This window comes from Formosa algae (genome assembly GCF_001439665.1).
Classification (GTDB): Bacteria; Bacteroidota; Bacteroidia; order Flavobacteriales; family Flavobacteriaceae; genus Formosa; species Formosa algae.
The window spans coordinates 1-17,771 of record NZ_LMAK01000065.1; the positions used below are offsets into that span (position 1 = coordinate 1).

Consider the following 17,771-nt stretch of genomic DNA (forward strand, 5'->3'; position numbering starts at 1 on the left):
ATATAAATCTAACGTATGATTTGCAATCATATATCGTTCTGAAATATTAAGTTTTTTACCTTGTATAGATAACTTTTTTGTTGAATTATCCTTAATTACAACCTTTTCTAAATTTATTAATTTTGAATCTAAATATTCTTTAAAAGAATTAGCAACATTTAACAAATCAGAATCACGATTATTACTTACATCTAATTTATAAGAATGAGTTCTTTTGTAGGTCATTATCATTTCATCAATAACCTCCTTAAATTCATTTATATAAAAATTAATATTTTTAGTAGCAACTTTTAATTTAGAAAATTCTCTTTGATATATTTCTTCAAAATCATTTTCATTTTCTGCAATCCTTAGTTTGTTAGGAACGTCTCCAGAAATACCACTCACTTTAACAGGGTTTCCTTTTTCGTCTCTCTCGATTACACTTAAAAAATCATTTAATTCAAACAACTCTATGATGTTATTGTACCACTTATTTTTTTCTTCAATATTTTCCATTTGACCACTTGTTTTGCTATATACTAGACATTTTTCAAAACTTCTTTTGATATTTTAGGATAATTAACGCTAACCTCATTGTAAAAGTCACGCAAAACATTTAGAATATCTTTAGGCAACCTTTTGACGGTTTCTTTTAAAATCCATTCTGGTATTTCTTGATAATAGGCTTCAGCGATTGAACCCGTAATTGCACACAAAGTATCAGTATCACCACCTATCGAAACCGCATTGCGAATTGCATCCTCGAAATCGATACTTTCCATAAAACAAATAATTGCCTCTGGAACTGTTGCTTGACAAGTTTCATTGTATTTATAAGTTTTTCTAAGTTGTGATACCGTTCTGGTTAAATCATAATCAAAATCATTTTCAATATATTCTTGCAAAAATGCTTTTCTCTTTTCTTTTCTTGCTAAAAAGATTAATGAAGCAACCGCTTGTGCTCCTTTAATACCCTCTTTGTGATTATGAGAAACCTCTGTAATAAATTTGGCGTTTGTTAGAGCACTATCTAAACTAGAAGCCGAATCACCTACGGGGGAAATCTTCATTGCAGCACCATTGCCAAAACTGTTGTTTGAATTAAAGTTTACAAACTCTATGTCGCTAAAACCTTGAATCCATTGAGTAAACTTATCTCCATAGGATTTGTTTGGATATTTCAAATACCATTTATGTAGATATGAAACAAATCTTGCTTGTGATGGGTTTCCATGATTACATAAAGCAAAATCTGCAACTGCGATACTCATAACGGTATCGTCAGTAAATGTGCTTTCTTGTTTGAATAAATCAAACGCTTTGTTTTTATGATTGTCAAACTCATAGATAGAGCCGACAATGTCTCCAATAATTGCTCCTATCATTTTTTACATTGCTTTACTCAATCTCTATTTTGTCAATTTCTTGCATTAACCTATAGGTTTCAGATAAAGCAACAATTATTTTTTGATAATGTAAAATATCTTCAAAAGTTAACTCTTTATCTTTTCTATCTTTTAACCATTTTTGAGCGGGTTGATAACCTCCAATATAGAACTCCCAAGCAACTAAAGGCACGTTATTAAAGTATTGCGTGTCATTTATCCAAACTTTACCTAAAGTTTCCGTTATAGGCTCATAACCAATATTTGTTTTGGTTAATTTTCTAGTAATTATATTGTCTCCTGTTTCTGGATAACTTGTAATATAATTTTCTACAGTTTCACTTTCTAATAAATGTATTTCTCTAATTTCTTTACCTAATTTAACCAACTGCCAAAATGTTGCTTGGTCTTTTGGATAAGGCACTCTAGGAAAATCTATTTTTAAAAACTCTTTGTATTTTTCTCTATAAATAGGACTATGTAATACTGCATAGATATAATCTAAAATATCAATAGGAGCAAAGGTGTTTTGTGTAGTTTCTTTCTCAGTTGTAAAATTGAGTTCCAATCTATTCGCAATTTGCTCGACAATGTCTGTATTTAAATTAGGTTTTCTTTCTTCAATTTGCCCTAGTCTTTGTTGATTATCATTTTCCGGATATATATAGAGAGGAAAGGTATTCGAATTATCTAATGTTGAAATTATACTTTTATCTACTATTTCTCTAGTAATAAATGGAATAATGAAGTTATTACTTCTAGACCTCCTAATTAAATTGATAGCCAAATTATCATTCAATAAATTATTCATTACCTCACCTCTAGGAAAACAATGAAACCCTTTAGACTCTCCAGTATAGTATGTCCATTTGTAATCAAATGGTCTATAAGCAATTTTAGTAAACGTCCCTTTATCTGGATAAAACTTTTCTAAATCTTTCTTAGCGTATCTTATTTTCCAATCTCGTGCATCTTTACCTAATCTAAATCTTACACGTGCATCTTCATCATTTAGTGAGATAAAATCATCTATAATCGAAGACACTTCAGATTGTGTTTCGTGAATGGTAAATTTATCTCTCGCTGTTGCAATTCCAATACTGTTTACTGGAAATAGTTCTTTGATTTTAAATCCTTTTTGGTACTCTTCTTCTAATTCGAAATCCTTTTGCACCATAAAATAATTAGGCGCCCTATTTGGTAATCTTTTATAGTCAATAGTTTTTAAAGAATTATCAGTTAAAAAATCATATTTAAAATCTCTTTTTCCAAACAAATCATAATGAAAAAACTCACCTAATTTGTTCTTTTTCTTTTTACCAGTTTTCACAAAGATATTTATAGAAACGCCTTGCATAATATCAAACACATTTTGGTCTGCACTACCATCTGGAGCAGTTTCTTTTTTCTTACTATTTCCATGTAAATCAATAGTGTAAATTTTATCATATGTTTTTAACAAATTCCAACGCATACCTCTAAAGGTTGGGTTATCTAAAAATCCGTGGGGATTTATAAATGCTAAAACTCCTGTTCCATTTTTTTCTATAAAATGCTGTCCATATCTTAAAAACTTTACATAATCGTCATTTATCCATTTAGAATTTCTCTCTTTAAGTTTAACTTTACCCCCAGGCTCTTTTTTATAGTCTTGCATTAAGTCCATTATCCAATCCCCTTTATTAGAACTTTCTCCACTATAAGGAGGATTTCCAACAATGCACATTACTGGAGTATCTCTTTTAATATGGTTTGCCTCGTTTGCTTCACTACTTAACCAATTAGCAAACAATGTCCCTGTATCTGGATGATATTCTTCTAAACTATTGGTTAAATATATTTTTGTACGTTGATATTTAGTGGCTTTAAATCCCATTTCTTTTAATAGTAAATCTATTTGAAGATGTGCCATTGCATAAGATGCCATTAAAATCTCAAAACCATTTAAACGAGGTAACAAATTGTTTTCTGCATAACTACTCCAAATACCCTCTTGTCCTTTAAATTTTTTATGTACGTGCTTTATAACTTCTGCTAAAAATGTTCCTGTTCCCGTTGCTGGGTCTAGAATTTGTACTTTATGTACTTCTTTATCTACTTCTTGGTAACCACTTTTAAAGTTTTTATTAGCAATATCTGTTTTTACTTTTACAGTAGTTTTAGAAGTATCAGCCAATCCCTGTGGCAAGTCGAACTCGGTTTTTAAAATGTCATCGACCGCTCTTACTATAAAATTAACAACTGGAGCAGGTGTATACCAAACCCCTCTGGCTTTTCTAAGTTTAGGGTCGTATTCTGCTAAAAAGGTTTCGTAAAAATGTATAATAGGGTCTTCCATCTTGGTAGATTTCCCGTAATTTTTTAAAATCTCTTCTACATTACACGCTAAAAATATTTCTGCTAAATTGTCTACTATCCATTTAATACGGTCGTCTATATCTGCACCCGCTATATAACCAAATAATTTTCTTAAAAAAGGATTTGATTTTGGTATGAGTTCTGCGGCTTCTTGTCTGCTAAAAGTATTTAAAGTAGGGTCGTGTAAACGTGCAGCAAATAAACCATATGCAATAGTTTGTGCGTAAACATCTGCAAAACCTTTGGGTGTTATGTCGTGTATTAATATCTCTTTAAAAGCCATCATTTGCTCTTTAAGAGTACTGTCTTCTAGGTTTTCATTATCACTATTTAAAGCCTTTTCTATAACGTCTGAAAGCAACCTTGCTTTACCAGCCATCATTTCTGCCAAACGTTTAGAACTTTTAATATTTTGCCCTATATGAGTGACAAAATTCTTAATAAGATTGGTAAACGTTATAAAGTTTTCTGGTATTGGTTTTATTTGGTTATCTACAACCTCAGCAATAGCAATTTTAGTAATAAATTCACCATCTTGGTAGATATGAAAATCTATATAATCTGTAAATATAAGATTGCTTAAAGATGCTTTGTATCTATCAAACTGTTCTTTGTTACCAGTTTTCTTTTTACCAAGTAAATCTTTGTCTCCTATGTCTTTGGCTTCAATAAAACCAACTGGAATTTCTTTTTTAGTAAGTATGTAGTCTGGAGCACCGCATTTTTGCCTTTTAGGTTCGTTTGTGGCTCTTATATCTCGCAAAAGTGTTTCTAGTAGTTGTTGTAAGTCTCCTCTAAAAGTGTGTTCTGTGGCATTACCTAAAGTATAACGCTGGTTTAGGTTGTCAATATATTGTGATAATGTCATTCTAATATTCTAATATTCTAATTTCATAATCAATAAAAATAAACATTAAATTATAGATTAATAGTGTTTAAAATTGATTTTGCAGTAATTACATTGAATAGTCTTGATTAGGTAGTTTTTAAATAAATATTTCATCCAATTTTTTAATTGTGTTAATATTCTAAAAAAGAGAAAACAATAAAATATTTAATTTTGATTTGATACGTTTTTAATAACTGTCATTGGATTTTCTTTATTTTCCTTAATTGCTTGTAGTGTGTAGAAGTCTGCAATTTGTTGGGCGTAGTCTAGTGCACTTTTGCCTATGTAGTTTAACAACATTTTTTCGCTACTGTGAGCCGTTATTTGCATTATTAAAGGCGTTGGTAGTGTTCCGTATAGGTTGGTCGCGAAAGAACGTCTACAAACGTGAGAAGACATTAGTTCCCATTTAGGATATAAACCGTTTATTTTTCTTTTTTCGGTATTTCCTTTGCCTTTCTCTATTACAGTAATTTTACTGCCTTGTATCTTTTCATCAATATTAGCCTCTTTGCAAATCTCTTTTATGTGCTTGTTAAATTTTTGAATTGATATGTGATAAGGTAAACCACTTTTAATAATTTCTTTAGTAGTTTCTAAAACTGGAATAGTTACGTTTTTATCTGTTTTTTGTTGTTTGAGTTCAATTACTTCATAGCCATTGCGGGTAACAAAATTGTTTTCATTTAATTGTAAAAGGTCGTTACCTCTTTGACCTAAATTACAACCCAATAAAAGCCATTTGCGAGCGTTGAGGTGTGCATCTTTAGTAAGTTCTGCATTTGATATTTTTTCAAGTTCTAAAGGACTTAAATATAGAATGTTTTCATTGTTAGGTTTGGTGCTGTTTATTTTCTTGTATTGAATATTGGTTTCAATGCCGTTTAGTTCTGCATCATTACAAACTGTTTTTAAGTCAGCAACTTTTTTTAATGCAGTGCTTTTTTGATACTTCTTTTTTTCTAGTAAAAATTTCAGAAAGTCTTTACCGAAATTTACATTGATATCTTTTACTTTGAGTTTGTTTTTGCCTTGGTATTCTGCAACGGTCTTTTTAAGAGAAACTAAATTATTTATTCTGCTTTTAGATAAACCAATTCCGCCTTTTGCATTTTTTCTTGTTTCGGCTTCATCAATTATACTTTGTATGGCATCGGTTAAAATATCGCTTTGCTTTACCTCATCTATTGGATTGTAATAAAGGTGCATTTGATTTTCAAACCAATCTTTGGTTACTTCTGTTATGTTTTCATTGTTAAATGCATCAATTATAAAATTCTCTATTTTTTGCAATTCAGCATTTACTTCAAATTGTTTGTTTTTGAAGTCTGCAACTTCATTACATTTTTTTTTGGTGTGGTTTTTCCAATATTCAGCATCTACAAAATATTTAGTTTTTGCACTAAGTGTATAATCCTCTTTGTTTTCATCTCTAAACAGTAAACGTGCGGTTAATGGTGCTTTTTTTCGTGTAGAACGAAATAAGAAGTTAATAGTTGCCATAGTGGAATTAATTTGAACAATACAAATATAACTATAAAAACTATTTTTTGTACGGCTTGTACGATTTTTGTATTGTAAATTTAGATTAACTTAAATATTATTCAATTATATTAAATATTCAAAGTATGTAGTAATAGTATGCTTTTAGTAGATTGTTGTTGAGTTTTTGTGATGTTCACTGGTGTGATTTTGAATTAAAAATTGACTAGTTTCAATTCCCACCTTGAGTACGGTAATCCTTGTTAATCTTATGATTAGCAAGGATTTTTTGATTTTAGTCGTGTCAAAATAAAACTAAAACAGACTTCTTACTTTAAATGATGCTAATCTTCCTGATAAAATCGATTATACAGAAATGTTATTAACATTATTGTCAAAAATTTGGTGACAACTAACTTTTAAAAATGCTTGAATTTTATAAATAGTAGATAAATTTGCATTCAATAGTGTTAATGGTTAGTAAGCTTAAATGCTTGCTATTAAAAGGGAATCCGGTGCAATTCCGGGACTGTCCCGCAGCTGTAAACTCATAATTAGAAGCCTGTAAGTGGTCACTGTTCTCGCGAATGGGAAGGCCGGGTGAATGGAGTAAGTCAGAAGACCTGCCGTTTTCAACGAATAATTCAATTAGCTTTCGGGGATTGAAGCTGGAATTAAATGTTTGCTTATGCCATAATAGTACAATGGTCGCGCATTTATTCTTCGCCTTGTTTGCCAATTCAATATTCAGAATTTCTAAATAAACTTAATAGGGTAAGCCATGGAGATAATACAAATCGTAAAAAGAAATTTTAAATTAAAACCGTTCGACCTCGATAAAATCACGGGTGCTGTAACAAAAGCAATGTCTGCTGTAAATCATGGAAGTAGTGACGATGCTGCAATTATTGCTAAAGAAGTATATACTGAATTACTTAAGCGAAAAGATCACGACAGTGATTATGTACCAACAGTAGAAGAAGTGCAAGATATTGTTGAGCAAAAATTAATGCACAGCGAATTTCACGATGTTGCTAAAGCCTATATTATTTACAGAAATAACCAGACGCAAAGTAGAAAAAGCAACATTTTTGAAAAACGTATTAATCTAAAGCCTTACGAGTATCCGCAATTGTACGAGTATGTCCCTGCCATTAGACATTCGTATTGGATACATACCGAATTTAATTTTACTAGCGATATTCAAGATTTTAAATCGGCATTAACCACTGTAGAGCAGAGTGCTATTAAAAATACGATGTTGGCTATTTCTCAAATAGAAGTGGCTGTAAAAACATTTTGGGGCGATATTTATCACCGTATGCCTAAACCAGAAATAGGATCTGTAGGTGCTACGTTTGCAGAGAGCGAAGTGAGGCATCATGATGCATATTCACATTTGTTAGAGATTTTAGGATTAAATAGCGAGTTTGAAGAATTAAAGAAAAAGCCAGCAATAATGAAGCGTGTTCAGTATTTAGAAACCGCTTTAAAAAATGCTAAAAGTGAAATTAACGAAGAGTATGCAGAGTCTGTTTTATTGTTTTCATTATTTATAGAACATGTGTCTCTGTTTTCGCAATTCCTAATTATAATGGCTTTCAATAAACATAAGAATATGCTGAAAGGGATCTCTAATGTGGTAGAGGCAACGTCTAAAGAAGAACAAATTCATGGCGATTTTGGTATCGATATAATTAATATTATAAAAGAAGAACATCCAGAGTGGTTCGACCAGAATTATAAAATTATGATTCAGCAGCTTTGTGAAGAAGCGTATACTTCTGAAAGTAGAATTATAGACTGGATTTTTGAAGCCGGTGAGTTAGATTTCATCCCTAAAAATGTAATAAATGAGTTTATTAAAAACAGATTCAATAATTCATTAGAGAGTATTGGAATTGAAAAAATATTTGATGTAGATCAAAAATTATTAGCACAAACAGAATGGTTTGACGATGAAATTATAGGAACAAAACACGGCGATTTTTTTGTTAAACGATCAATTAATTATAGTAAAAGAGCACAAAGTATAACTAGCGACGACTTATTTTAAATATGGAAAACAATATATACAATCAGCAATCAGTAGATGTTTTAGAACACAGTGAGATGAACAAAGGAGACTTTGCATGGTTAAACGAAAACAGTCGTAAATTTTTAGAATCTGGTTATCTTACAGATGGTGTTTTGCCAGAAGAACGTATAAGAGAAATTGCAGATAGAGCTCAAGATATTTTAAAAATGCCAGGATTTAGCGATAAATTCTATAACTATATGTCTCAAGGATTTTACTCTTTGGCTTCTCCTGTTTGGTCAAATTTCGGGCAAAAACGCGGATTGCCTATTAGTTGTTTTGGTTCGCATGTAGATGATGATATGGGGAATATTCTTTTTACGCAATCAGAAATCGGCATGATGTCTAAACTAGGTGGCGGAACTTCAGGATATTTTGGTAAAATCCGTCATCGTGGAGCCGCTGTTAAAAATAATGGAACAGCTTCTGGGGCGGTTCATATTATGCGTCTTTTTGAATCTATGGTAGATGTTGTTAGTCAAGGTTCTGTGCGTCGTGGTCGTTTTTCTCCGTATTTACCAATAGACCATAAAGATATTATGGAATTCTTAGAAATAGGGTCTGAAGGGAATGCTATACAAGAACTTACACATGGCGTTACTGTTACCAATGCTTGGATGCAAGCCATGATTGATGGTGATGTAGAAAAGCGAACAGTATGGGCGAAAGTGTTACAGAGTAGAGGAGAAATGGGGTATCCTTATGTGTTCTTTACCGACAATGCAAATGAAGGTACTGTAGATGTGTATAAAGATAAAGACCATCCTATTTATGCGAGCAATTTATGTACAGAAATTATGTTGCCTTCAGACGATAATTGGTCTTTTGTATGTGTATTATCTAGTATAAATTTACTGAACTACGATCAGTGGAAAGATACAGATGCGGTTGAAACTATGGTGTACTTTTTAGATGCTGTAATTTCAGAATTTATTGAAAAACTAGAATCGTATAGAGATTCTGATGATCGCGCAGATCGTCAAACGTTTTTATTTATGGAACGTGCTTATAATTTTGCGAAAGAAAATAGAGCATTAGGTTTAGGTGTGTTAGGTTGGCATTCTTTATTGCAATCTAAATCATTGTCTTTTGATAGTCAAGAAGCATTCAATTTAAATAGTGAAATATTTAAAACAATAAAAGAGCGTTCGTATTCGGCTTCAGAAGCCTTAGCTAAAGAATTTGGTGAGCCAAAAATACTTAAAGGATATGGAAGACGAAATGCAACCTTAAATGCGATTGCACCTACAACATCTTCAGCATTTATTTTAGGGCAAGTGTCTCAAGGTATAGAGCCAATTTGGTCTAATATTTATGTAAAAGATATTGCTAAGATAAAAACAACGATAAAAAATCCGTATTTGGTTAAGCTTTTAGATGAAAAGGGTATGAATACGCATGAAGTTTGGAATGATATACGTAGTAGAGATGGTTCTGTACAGCATTTAGAGTTTTTATCTGATCAGGAAAAAGCAGTGTTTAAAACCTATTCAGAAATTGATCAAATGGATATTATTTATCAGGCAGCTAACAGGCAAAATCATATCGATCAGGGACAGTCCTTAAATATTATTGTGCATCCAGATATGCCTACTAAAGAGATTAATAAAATCCATATCAATGCATGGAAATTAGGGTTGAAGTCATTGTACTATCAACATAGTATGAATGCGGCTCAGAAATTTAAACAAAAGAAAGATTGCGCAAGTTGTGAAGCTTAAAAAAATAAACTTATAATAGAAAAAAGCCTCAAACTAATTTAGTTTTAGGCTTTTTTATTATCTGTTCTTTACTAAAGTATTGGCAAGTTTACTGAAATTTAGTTGTAGTAATTTTCCTTTTTTTAAGCCATTAAAAGCTGGAATAATAATCCCTAAACCTAGAACGGAAAAACCAAATATTAAAATATTTGGTGCTTTTGTAAATGTGTTTCCTGCTGTAAGTATGCCTAATATTAGTAATACTGAAAGCGGTAAAGATAAAGCTAAAATGGATAGAGCAAAATCTACATGAAAGGTTTTCTTGTGCTCTGGAGTGTCTACTTCTTTAGCAGCAATGCTAGAAATATGTGCAAACGGCCAAAAACTACAAGCGCTTAATCCAAAAACAAGCATAAGTAGAATATCGTTAGTATCAAAAACGGGTGTAACAGTTACTATGCTTCCTATAATTAATAGTGTTACGCCGCTTTTTAGCATGAGTAATGAAAAAATTTGTGCAATTTGTTTCTTCTTTATTACTACTGCTAATCCTATAAATAAAAGGACTAAAGGTGTCATTATACTACTTAGTCTGTTTAAATTATCTTGAATAAACAAGGGTAAATTTACCATATGTATTCCAGAAAAGACAAATAGTAATGCCACTAAAATAAAAATGTTCACAGGCTCAAAAAGCATCACTTTTCCTAAGGCTTTTAATTTTGTGCTAATAGGTTCAGGTTTGCTTGTTTGGTTTTTGTAAAACCAAGATATGGCAATAATATACAGTATAAATAGGACGAAAAATTTGTTTCCAAGGTCGGCCATAGCAGCTTTTCCTAAATAAGGAGCGCCTAAAAATTCTAAAATAAAAGGAAAACATGATAGTCCAGGTGCTAGAGATGGCAATAGTAATTTAGCTGTATGTCTAGTTGACGAATCTGTTATTCCAATTATATTTAAAAGTAGTGGCGTTATGGCGTATAAAAACACGTTAAAGCCTAAAGCTATTAAAGGTAGTATTAATAGCTCTGTATTTAGGTTTACTTGTAAAAGGGCAATAAATATAGTTGCAGGCAAAGCCAGTAGAAGGATAATCTTTTTTAGTCCGTTAGTTTCATCTTTAGAGGTAAACTTCTTTTTTATAAGGAAACCTAAAAGGATGAATGTAATAAAAGAGAGCGCTTTTACATGTGCTTCTGTCATAATAATACTTATATAACTTGGTCTAAAGCTTCTGTGAATAGTTTCATTTCGTCCATAGTTCCTATACTTACACGACACCAGTTTTTGTCCCAAAAGTTAAAAGCTTTTACACCTATACCTTTACTGTACATATCCTGAAGAAAAGGTTTTCCTTCTGTTGGAATCTCAAAAATGATAAAATTGGTTTGAGAAGGTAAATATGGTAACCCTTTTTTATCTAAAAACGTTTTAGTGTATGCTCTAGCTTCAGCAATTTTACTTTTAGACATTTCTAAAAACTCTTTGCCTTGTAAACTAGTTGTTGCAGCCATTATAGATGGACCTGTAATACCCATTCCGCCACGAGTAATATCGTTTATGCGTTCTATGGTTTCTGTTTTCGCGACTAAGTAACCAATACGTAATCCGGCCATACCGTGTATTTTAGAAAACGTTCTAGCTACCATTACATCTTTACCTTGAGCAACCAAATCTACCATGCTGTCTGCTAAACCATTGTCCGATAAATCGATATAGGCTTCATCTACAAATACGGGAACTTTTTCTGAAGCGCGACTACAAAATGCTTTTAAATCTTTAGCATCTGTAATAGATCCTGTTGGGTTGTTTGGGTTACAGATGTATACTAATTTAGTATCTGCATCTATATTAGCTTCCATAGCTTTTAAATCGTGTTGAGAATCTTTTAATAGTTTGTAAGATTTCCAGGTTCCGCCAACAGATTTAGATACATTTATTAAAGACATATAACTTGGATCTGCACTAATAACATCTCCTCCTTTTTGGAAGAATACCATAGCTACTTTTTCTAATATGTCTGAAGAACCAGGAGCCATTAAAATGTTTTCAGGTTTAACACCTTCTTTTTTTGCAATGATGTCTATCAAAGCATTTAATGTTTCCCAACCATAACGGTTTCCTGTAAAAACTTCGTCTTGAAATGCTTTTGCAGCTAATGGTGGTGGTCCGTAAGGATTTTCGTTAGCTAAAAGTCTTGCTTTTAGTTTTGCTTCATCTACAATTGGAGGTGTAAATTCGTTAAATGTATTGCTGCTGTCAAATATATAGGTAGACCCATTTTGTTGAGCAATTTCTACAGATTTTGCCCATATCTCTGTAGGCATCAATGCAAGGCCAGCCATTGTTAAGCCTCCTCTTTTTAACCAATTTCTTCTACTTATTTGTGATGAATTCATTTTGATAAATCTTTAATTTTCTCTTTAAAATTAGAATTTTAATTGCTTTTAAAATGTTAAAATTTGTTTTTAGGAATAAATAATGATGTGATTTGTGAAATTGACTGAATATGTCGTAATTATTGCGTATTTACTTTAAAAGACAAAGTCTAATTGTGAAATTTTTAAAGACTCAAATTTCATTTTCAATTATTTTACTCTTCAACATATAGATATACTCCGACTTTTAAGGCTGTAAAGTTGGTTTTAGAATAAGAAAAAAGGAATGAGATGTGTTGTTTTGGATGTTTTATAGGTGGTTAATAGTGTTAAAATTATGAAACTCGATTTTTAGTGATTTTAGGTTTAGGTTTTTTGTAATGTGTTTGTATCAAATCTGTTAAAGCTTATTTTTTGTTATTCTTTTACAGATTGATTTTGTTAATGTTTTTTCAATATACAATTATGTGCTAAACCATTGTTTGTATTAGGTGTCTTATTATTAAAGACGTTTAATCTTAAATCTTATACATTATGAAATCAATTATCAAAATCTATTTAATACCATTATTGTTTATAATGGCAATTACAACTCAAGGTTTTTCGCAAACAAAAAAATCAACAAAAGTAAAAGAAACTAAAACAACTGTTACTACAAGAAGTACTGTTAAAAAAGTACCAAGTAGTAAGGTGACTTATAAAAAAAATTCACGAAAAGTTGTTGCTGTTAGATCTATACCTAATAAAACAGTGGTGAAGCATAACGGAGAGAATTACTATTATTCAAATAACAAGTTTTATGCGCAGTCTAGAGGAAGCTATGTTGCTATTGCGCCGAAGGTTGGGTTTAAAGTAAGAGTATTACCTGCAAATTATAAAAGGATTAGATACAATTCTAGAGATTATTACAATGCAAACGGAACATTTTATATAGAAATAAATAATCAGTATGAAGTTGTAGATCCAGAAATCGGAACCATAGTGTATAGTTTGCCTGATGGTTATGAAAAAGTAGTTATAGATGGTATGTCTTATTATGAATACGCGAACATTTTATACGAAAAAGTACAAGTTAACGATACTAGAGCTTATGAAGTAGTTGGTATTATTGAGATGGATTAACACTAAGTTACAATGTTAAAGATTGCTAGTATAGTTATACTATTGAAAAATATCGAAGAGTAGTCTTCGGTATTTTTTTTGTTTACAATATAAGGTAATGGTTTTTGTGGGAGGAATGTAAAACCAAAGCAGTATTAATGCAGAGTATTTAATTTAGAGTTTAGATTAACGTGTTAGGGAGGTGTTAATTAATTCTGTTTAAAACGTTTTAAAATATATAGACTATAATATATTGAGTCCAGCAGATATATACGGATTAAGTTGAGGATTGTCTAAATCCAGATCGGTAACTACCGTATCAATCTGTTTCAGGTTGCAGACATCGTAACCCTGTCTTAAGTTTAATTTGTTAGATGTGGTTAAATACACAATATGTTCAGACGCTTTAATCATGGCTTTCTTAATTAAAGAAACCTCGTAGCCGTCTTCTGTAATACCTGTCTCTAAATCTAGTCCGCTTACACCCATAAAACAAATGTTGGCTCTAATGTTAGATAGGTACTGAATAACATCTATACCAATGGTTACCATGGAACTTCTGTAAATTTTACCGCCAATAAATATAGTTTCTACTAAAGGGTGCTCTGTTAATTGCATTGCTAAAGGCAAACTATAAGTATAAACCGTAAGTTTTAAGTTTTTAGGAAGTAGTTTAGCTAACATTAAATTAGTAGTACCACCACTAATAATAATAACCATATTGTCTTCTATTAAAGAAATTGCTTTCTGAGCAATTCTAATTTTATTCTCTCGGTTGTAAATAACATCTTCATTATAATGGTAAAGCTTTTGGATGTTAGAAATTGCCCCGCCATGTACTTTAGTAATAAGACCCTTGTCGTGAAGTTCTTTTATATCTCTTCGTATTGTGTCTTCGGAAACTTCAAGTTTTTCAGATAAAAAGCTGGAACTAACCTTTCGGTTTATGCTTACTTCGTCAATTACTTTTTGTTGTCTCTCTCTCTTCTTCATAAATTTTTCAAAAATAAAATTAAATATAAGTAGTATTTAGGGGTTTTTAAAATACGTTTTTTTTTGCTCTTTTTAATATTTAAACAAGCATTAATTGTAAAAATACTTTCAATACTACTTAATTAGCGATTCTTGTTCCGTTTAGTTTTATATGCTAAACCCTGTAAGTGTCGTAAAACAGGTTGCAAAATATCAATAAAAGTGTTTTAATTCTTGTAATATCAGATTTTTAGAAGATATATTTCAGTTTATAGAATAAATTATTCGTAAAAAAATAGTTTTTTACACTCTTCTTTGATATAATCACATGGTTTTTCTGTTTTTATTGTTAAAACTTGCAAGTTTTTGCATATTATATGCGATTTTAGAATTTGTTTTTTATATTTTTAACATATTAACTAATACTATAATCCTTATGAAAAAAACGAACAACCTCTTCTCTTTATTTAAGAGAACCAAATTTATGTTTAGCTTTTTGCTGTTTATGTTGTTTGGTTTTGGCTTACAGAGTCAAACGCTATATACATTAAAAGGTAGTGTGAAAGATAATTTAGGTACTCCGGCAACAGGTGTTACGGTGCAACTTAAAAATACAAATCAGGGAACAATTACTGATTTTGATGGGAATTACGAGTTGAGTGTAAACTTAGAGCCAGGAGACTATACTTTAGTGTTTAGGTTGTTGGGTTTAACTACGCAAGATGTAAATGTGACTTTAGCTAATAAGACCGAAGTGGTTTCAGATGTCGAAATGACTATGGATATCTTAGGCTTGGATCAGGTTGTAATTACTGGAGCAGGTGCTCTAACCTCAAAAAGGCAACTTGGTAATACTATATCTAGTATTAAAGGTGGTGAGATTTCTGAGGCTGGATCTGTAGATATTACTGGGGCGCTTTCAGGAAAATTAGCAGGAATCCAAGTGTCTCAAAATTCTGGAGATCCTGCAGGAGGGATCAGTGTTAGGTTAAGAAGCTCGAGCACGGTTAATGGGAGTTCAGATCCTTTATATATTATAGATGGTGTTATTGTAAATAATAACTCTACAGATGTTCTAGGTTCTACAAGTGTTGTTCAGAACAGGATGTCAGATATTAGTCCGCAAGATATTGATAGGATAGAAGTTATTAAAGGTGCTGCCGCAGCGGCTATTTATGGTTCTAGAGCAAGTAACGGTGTGGTTCAGATTTTTACTAAGAAAGGACAATCTGGAGAGCCCGTTATTACAATATCTTCAAGTGTAAATTTTAATTCTTTAAGAAAAAAACGTGATTATAATGATGAGCCTTTCGAGTGGGTGTCGTCTGATATTACGGTGTTAGATAAAGTAGAGGCTACACGTTATGATTATCAGGATATGGTTTTTGAAAACTCTACAGGAACAGATAATTATGCATCTATGTCTGGAGGTAAAGGAAATACTAATTATTTCGGATCGTTTTCATATTTAAAGAATGATGGGATTTTAAAGAGTACTAATTATCAAAGACAATCAGGACGAATTAGAGTAAATCAAGTTATTAACGATTGGGTTTCTGCATCTTTCGGTACTTATTTTTCTACAAGTAAAAGTCAAGATCAGCCAAACGGTGGATATGTAGCTGGAATTTTACCAACAATTTTATTTACTAATAATACTATAGATCCTAGACCGGATGAAGATGGTAATTATCCGACCATGACTTTTTATCCAAATATTTTGGAATACATAAATACATTCGATTTTAATCAAAAAAACAATCGAAACATTAGTGATTTACAAATTACACTAACACCTGTAGATGGGCTTAAAGTAAATTATATAGTTGGTTACGATAGTTCAGAATCTACTGGGAATACTTACATACCAATTGGAACTACAACAATCGAGTTAGGTAGTGCAGGTACAACAACTATTAATACCACGCAGTTTAATAGTGATTTAAACGGATCTTATAATTTCGATATAAACGATATGTTCACCTCTACCACTACAACAGGTTTTTCGTGGCAACAAGATGAGACAAGTTATAGTTCGATTTCTGGAACGGGTTTGGCTTTAGGTGTTAAAACAACTAACGGAGCTGCCTCTATAGATACTTACGAAAGTAGAAGTGAGCGCACATTCTGGGGTGGTTTTTTACAACAAACCTTTGGAATAAAGGATAAACTGTTTCTTACAGGTGCTATTAGATTAGATGGATCTTCTGTTTTTGGAGAAGATGAAAGAAATCAATGGTATCCTAAAGCCAGTATGTCGTATTTAGTGTCTAAAGAAGATTTTTGGGAGCATACATTTGGGTCTGCACTAAATAGCTTTAAGTTTAGAGCGGCTTGGGGACAAGCAGGAAATTTAACGGCAATAGGACCGTTTGATAGGTTATCGAATTATTCAGCCATTAGTATTGATGGAACTTCAGGGTTAATCGCTCCTACGGAATTAGGAAATGCAGATCTTAAACCAGAACGACAAACAGAAGTAGAGTTTGGTGTAGATATGGGATTATTTAATAATAGAATAGGTGTAGAACTAACCTATTATAAACAGGATATTGAAGATTTATTATTAGCAAGAACCTTATCGCCTTCAACGGGATTTGGCTCTAGAGTTGAAAACGTTGGTACGATGACTAATCAAGGTTTTGAAGCCTTAGTTACAGCAACACCAATACAAATGAATGATTTTAGTTGGACGGTAACTGGTACGTTTTCTACAAATAAAAATGAAGTAAATGATATTGAAGGAGATCAATTTAGTATTGGAAATTTTGGTTTTTCAGTAGCGAAAAACGGGCAACCTTTAGGTGTATTTTATCAAGGGTATTATGCTAGAAACGAAGATGGAAGTTTGTTGTTAACAGAAGGTGGTTTGCCACAAAGAGAACAAGGGTCTTATGATGCAGATGGAAATCCTGTAGCAGAAAGAGATGCTTCTGGACAACCAAGCGGAGCAAATTTGAGTAAGGTTATCGGAGATCCGAATCCAGATTTTATAGCTTCATTAACAAACGAATTTCAGTATAAAAACTTTTCTTTCAGAGTGCAATTAGATGCTGTTCAGGGTGTCGATCTATTGAGTTGGGATACGCGTATGTTTTATCGTTTTGGTGGTGGAGAACAAACTGCTAAAGAGTTAAGGGGAGAAAGTGTGAGAGGTACAGGAGCTGCAAACTTTAATATTGCAGAATCTTATATAGAAGATGGGTCGTACATTAAGCTTCGCGAACTATCAACATCTTATTTATTAAAAGATCCGTTAGAAGGTGTAGATAGTGTGAAATTTACCATAACAGGACGTAATTTGTTTTCTATAGATAATTTCTCAGGATACGATCCAGAAGTTAATATGGATGGACAAAGTAATGGTTCTAGAGGAGGCGTAATGGGATTGGTTCCAATTCCTAGTGTGGTTAAATTTGGTGTAGTTGCTACTTTTTAAGTGTA

General features: G+C 31.8%; 11 protein-coding genes and 1 riboswitch. Of the genes, 4 read left to right on the forward strand and 7 right to left on the reverse strand.

What is annotated here, in order from left to right; translation table 11 throughout:
* The 4 genes from AST99_RS13870 to AST99_RS13885 form a co-directional block, all read right to left on the reverse strand.
* The coding region (locus AST99_RS13870; RefSeq protein WP_157486403.1) for a hypothetical protein at nt 1-498 on the reverse strand (498 nt) is incomplete at its 3' end.
* 23 nt (nt 499-521) lie between these two features.
* Nucleotides 522-1,367, reverse strand: coding sequence for an ADP-ribosylglycohydrolase family protein (locus AST99_RS13875; RefSeq protein ID WP_057782658.1), 846 nt, complete (start codon nt 1,365-1,367; stop codon nt 522-524).
* A gap of 13 nt (nt 1,368-1,380) precedes the next feature.
* Entirely contained in the window at nt 1,381-4,593 is a 3,213-nt protein-coding gene (locus AST99_RS13880; protein ID WP_057782660.1) for a type ISP restriction/modification enzyme, read from the reverse strand.
* A 186-nt stretch (nt 4,594-4,779) separates the two neighbouring features.
* Nucleotides 4,780-6,117, reverse strand: coding sequence for a tyrosine-type recombinase/integrase (locus AST99_RS13885; RefSeq protein WP_057782662.1), 1,338 nt, complete (start codon nt 6,115-6,117; stop codon nt 4,780-4,782).
* A 436-nt stretch (nt 6,118-6,553) separates the two neighbouring features.
* A riboswitch (cobalamin riboswitch) is annotated at nt 6,554-6,741 on the forward strand.
* 136 nt (nt 6,742-6,877) lie between these two features.
* Between AST99_RS13885 and AST99_RS13890 the strand changes: the two genes are divergently transcribed.
* A complete protein-coding gene (locus AST99_RS13890) occupies nt 6,878-8,152 on the forward strand; it encodes a ribonucleotide-diphosphate reductase subunit beta (protein WP_057782664.1) in 1,275 nt (424 codons plus the stop codon).
* 2 nt (nt 8,153-8,154) lie between these two features.
* The gene (locus AST99_RS13895) at nt 8,155-9,894 is read left to right on the forward strand and encodes a ribonucleoside-diphosphate reductase subunit alpha (RefSeq protein ID WP_057782666.1); all 1,740 of its coding nucleotides are present in this window, start codon (nt 8,155-8,157) and stop codon (nt 9,892-9,894) included.
* A gap of 57 nt (nt 9,895-9,951) precedes the next feature.
* Here AST99_RS13895 and AST99_RS13900 read toward each other — a convergent pair whose 3' ends face one another.
* Entirely contained in the window at nt 9,952-11,079 is a 1,128-nt protein-coding gene (locus tag AST99_RS13900; RefSeq protein WP_057782668.1) for an AEC family transporter, read from the reverse strand.
* 8 nt (nt 11,080-11,087) lie between these two features.
* Nucleotides 11,088-12,275, reverse strand: coding sequence for a pyridoxal phosphate-dependent aminotransferase (locus tag AST99_RS13905; RefSeq protein ID WP_057782670.1), 1,188 nt, complete (start codon nt 12,273-12,275; stop codon nt 11,088-11,090).
* A gap of 513 nt (nt 12,276-12,788) precedes the next feature.
* Here AST99_RS13905 and AST99_RS13910 point away from each other — a divergent pair.
* Nucleotides 12,789-13,376, forward strand: coding sequence for a DUF6515 family protein (locus tag AST99_RS13910; RefSeq protein WP_057782672.1), 588 nt, complete (start codon nt 12,789-12,791; stop codon nt 13,374-13,376).
* A 222-nt stretch (nt 13,377-13,598) separates the two neighbouring features.
* Here the strand turns inward: AST99_RS13910 and AST99_RS13915 are convergent, their stop codons facing one another.
* Complete coding sequence (locus AST99_RS13915; protein WP_057782674.1) at nt 13,599-14,348, reverse strand: DeoR/GlpR family DNA-binding transcription regulator; 750 nt, start codon at nt 14,346-14,348, stop codon at nt 13,599-13,601.
* A 415-nt stretch (nt 14,349-14,763) separates the two neighbouring features.
* Here AST99_RS13915 and AST99_RS13920 point away from each other — a divergent pair, with 415 nt between their 5' ends.
* Nucleotides 14,764-17,766 carry a SusC/RagA family TonB-linked outer membrane protein gene (locus tag AST99_RS13920; RefSeq protein WP_069727862.1) on the forward strand — a complete coding sequence of 1,001 codons (3,003 nt, stop codon included), beginning with the start codon at nt 14,764-14,766 and terminating at the stop codon, nt 17,764-17,766.
* Nucleotides 17,767-17,771: the final 5 nt, after the last annotated feature.

Bases quoted from the DNA above. Each gene is read 5' to 3' on its own strand.
- AST99_RS13915 (WP_057782674.1), bottom strand. From the start codon at position 14,348: ATGAAGAAGAGAGAGAGACAACAAAAAGTAATTGACGAAGTAAGCATA.
- AST99_RS13875 (WP_057782658.1), bottom strand. From the start codon at position 1,367: ATGATAGGAGCAATTATTGGAGACATTGTCGGCTCTATCTATGAGTTT.
- AST99_RS13920 (WP_069727862.1), top strand. From the start codon at position 14,764: ATGAAAAAAACGAACAACCTCTTCTCTTTATTTAAGAGAACCAAATTT.
- AST99_RS13905 (WP_057782670.1), bottom strand. From the start codon at position 12,275: ATGAATTCATCACAAATAAGTAGAAGAAATTGGTTAAAAAGAGGAGGC.
- AST99_RS13900 (WP_057782668.1), bottom strand. From the start codon at position 11,079: ATGACAGAAGCACATGTAAAAGCGCTCTCTTTTATTACATTCATCCTT.
- AST99_RS13885 (WP_057782662.1), bottom strand. From the start codon at position 6,117: ATGGCAACTATTAACTTCTTATTTCGTTCTACACGAAAAAAAGCACCA.
- AST99_RS13890 (WP_057782664.1), top strand. From the start codon at position 6,878: ATGGAGATAATACAAATCGTAAAAAGAAATTTTAAATTAAAACCGTTC.
- AST99_RS13910 (WP_057782672.1), top strand. From the start codon at position 12,789: ATGAAATCAATTATCAAAATCTATTTAATACCATTATTGTTTATAATG.
- AST99_RS13880 (WP_057782660.1), bottom strand. From the start codon at position 4,593: ATGACATTATCACAATATATTGACAACCTAAACCAGCGTTATACTTTA.
- AST99_RS13895 (WP_057782666.1), top strand. From the start codon at position 8,155: ATGGAAAACAATATATACAATCAGCAATCAGTAGATGTTTTAGAACAC.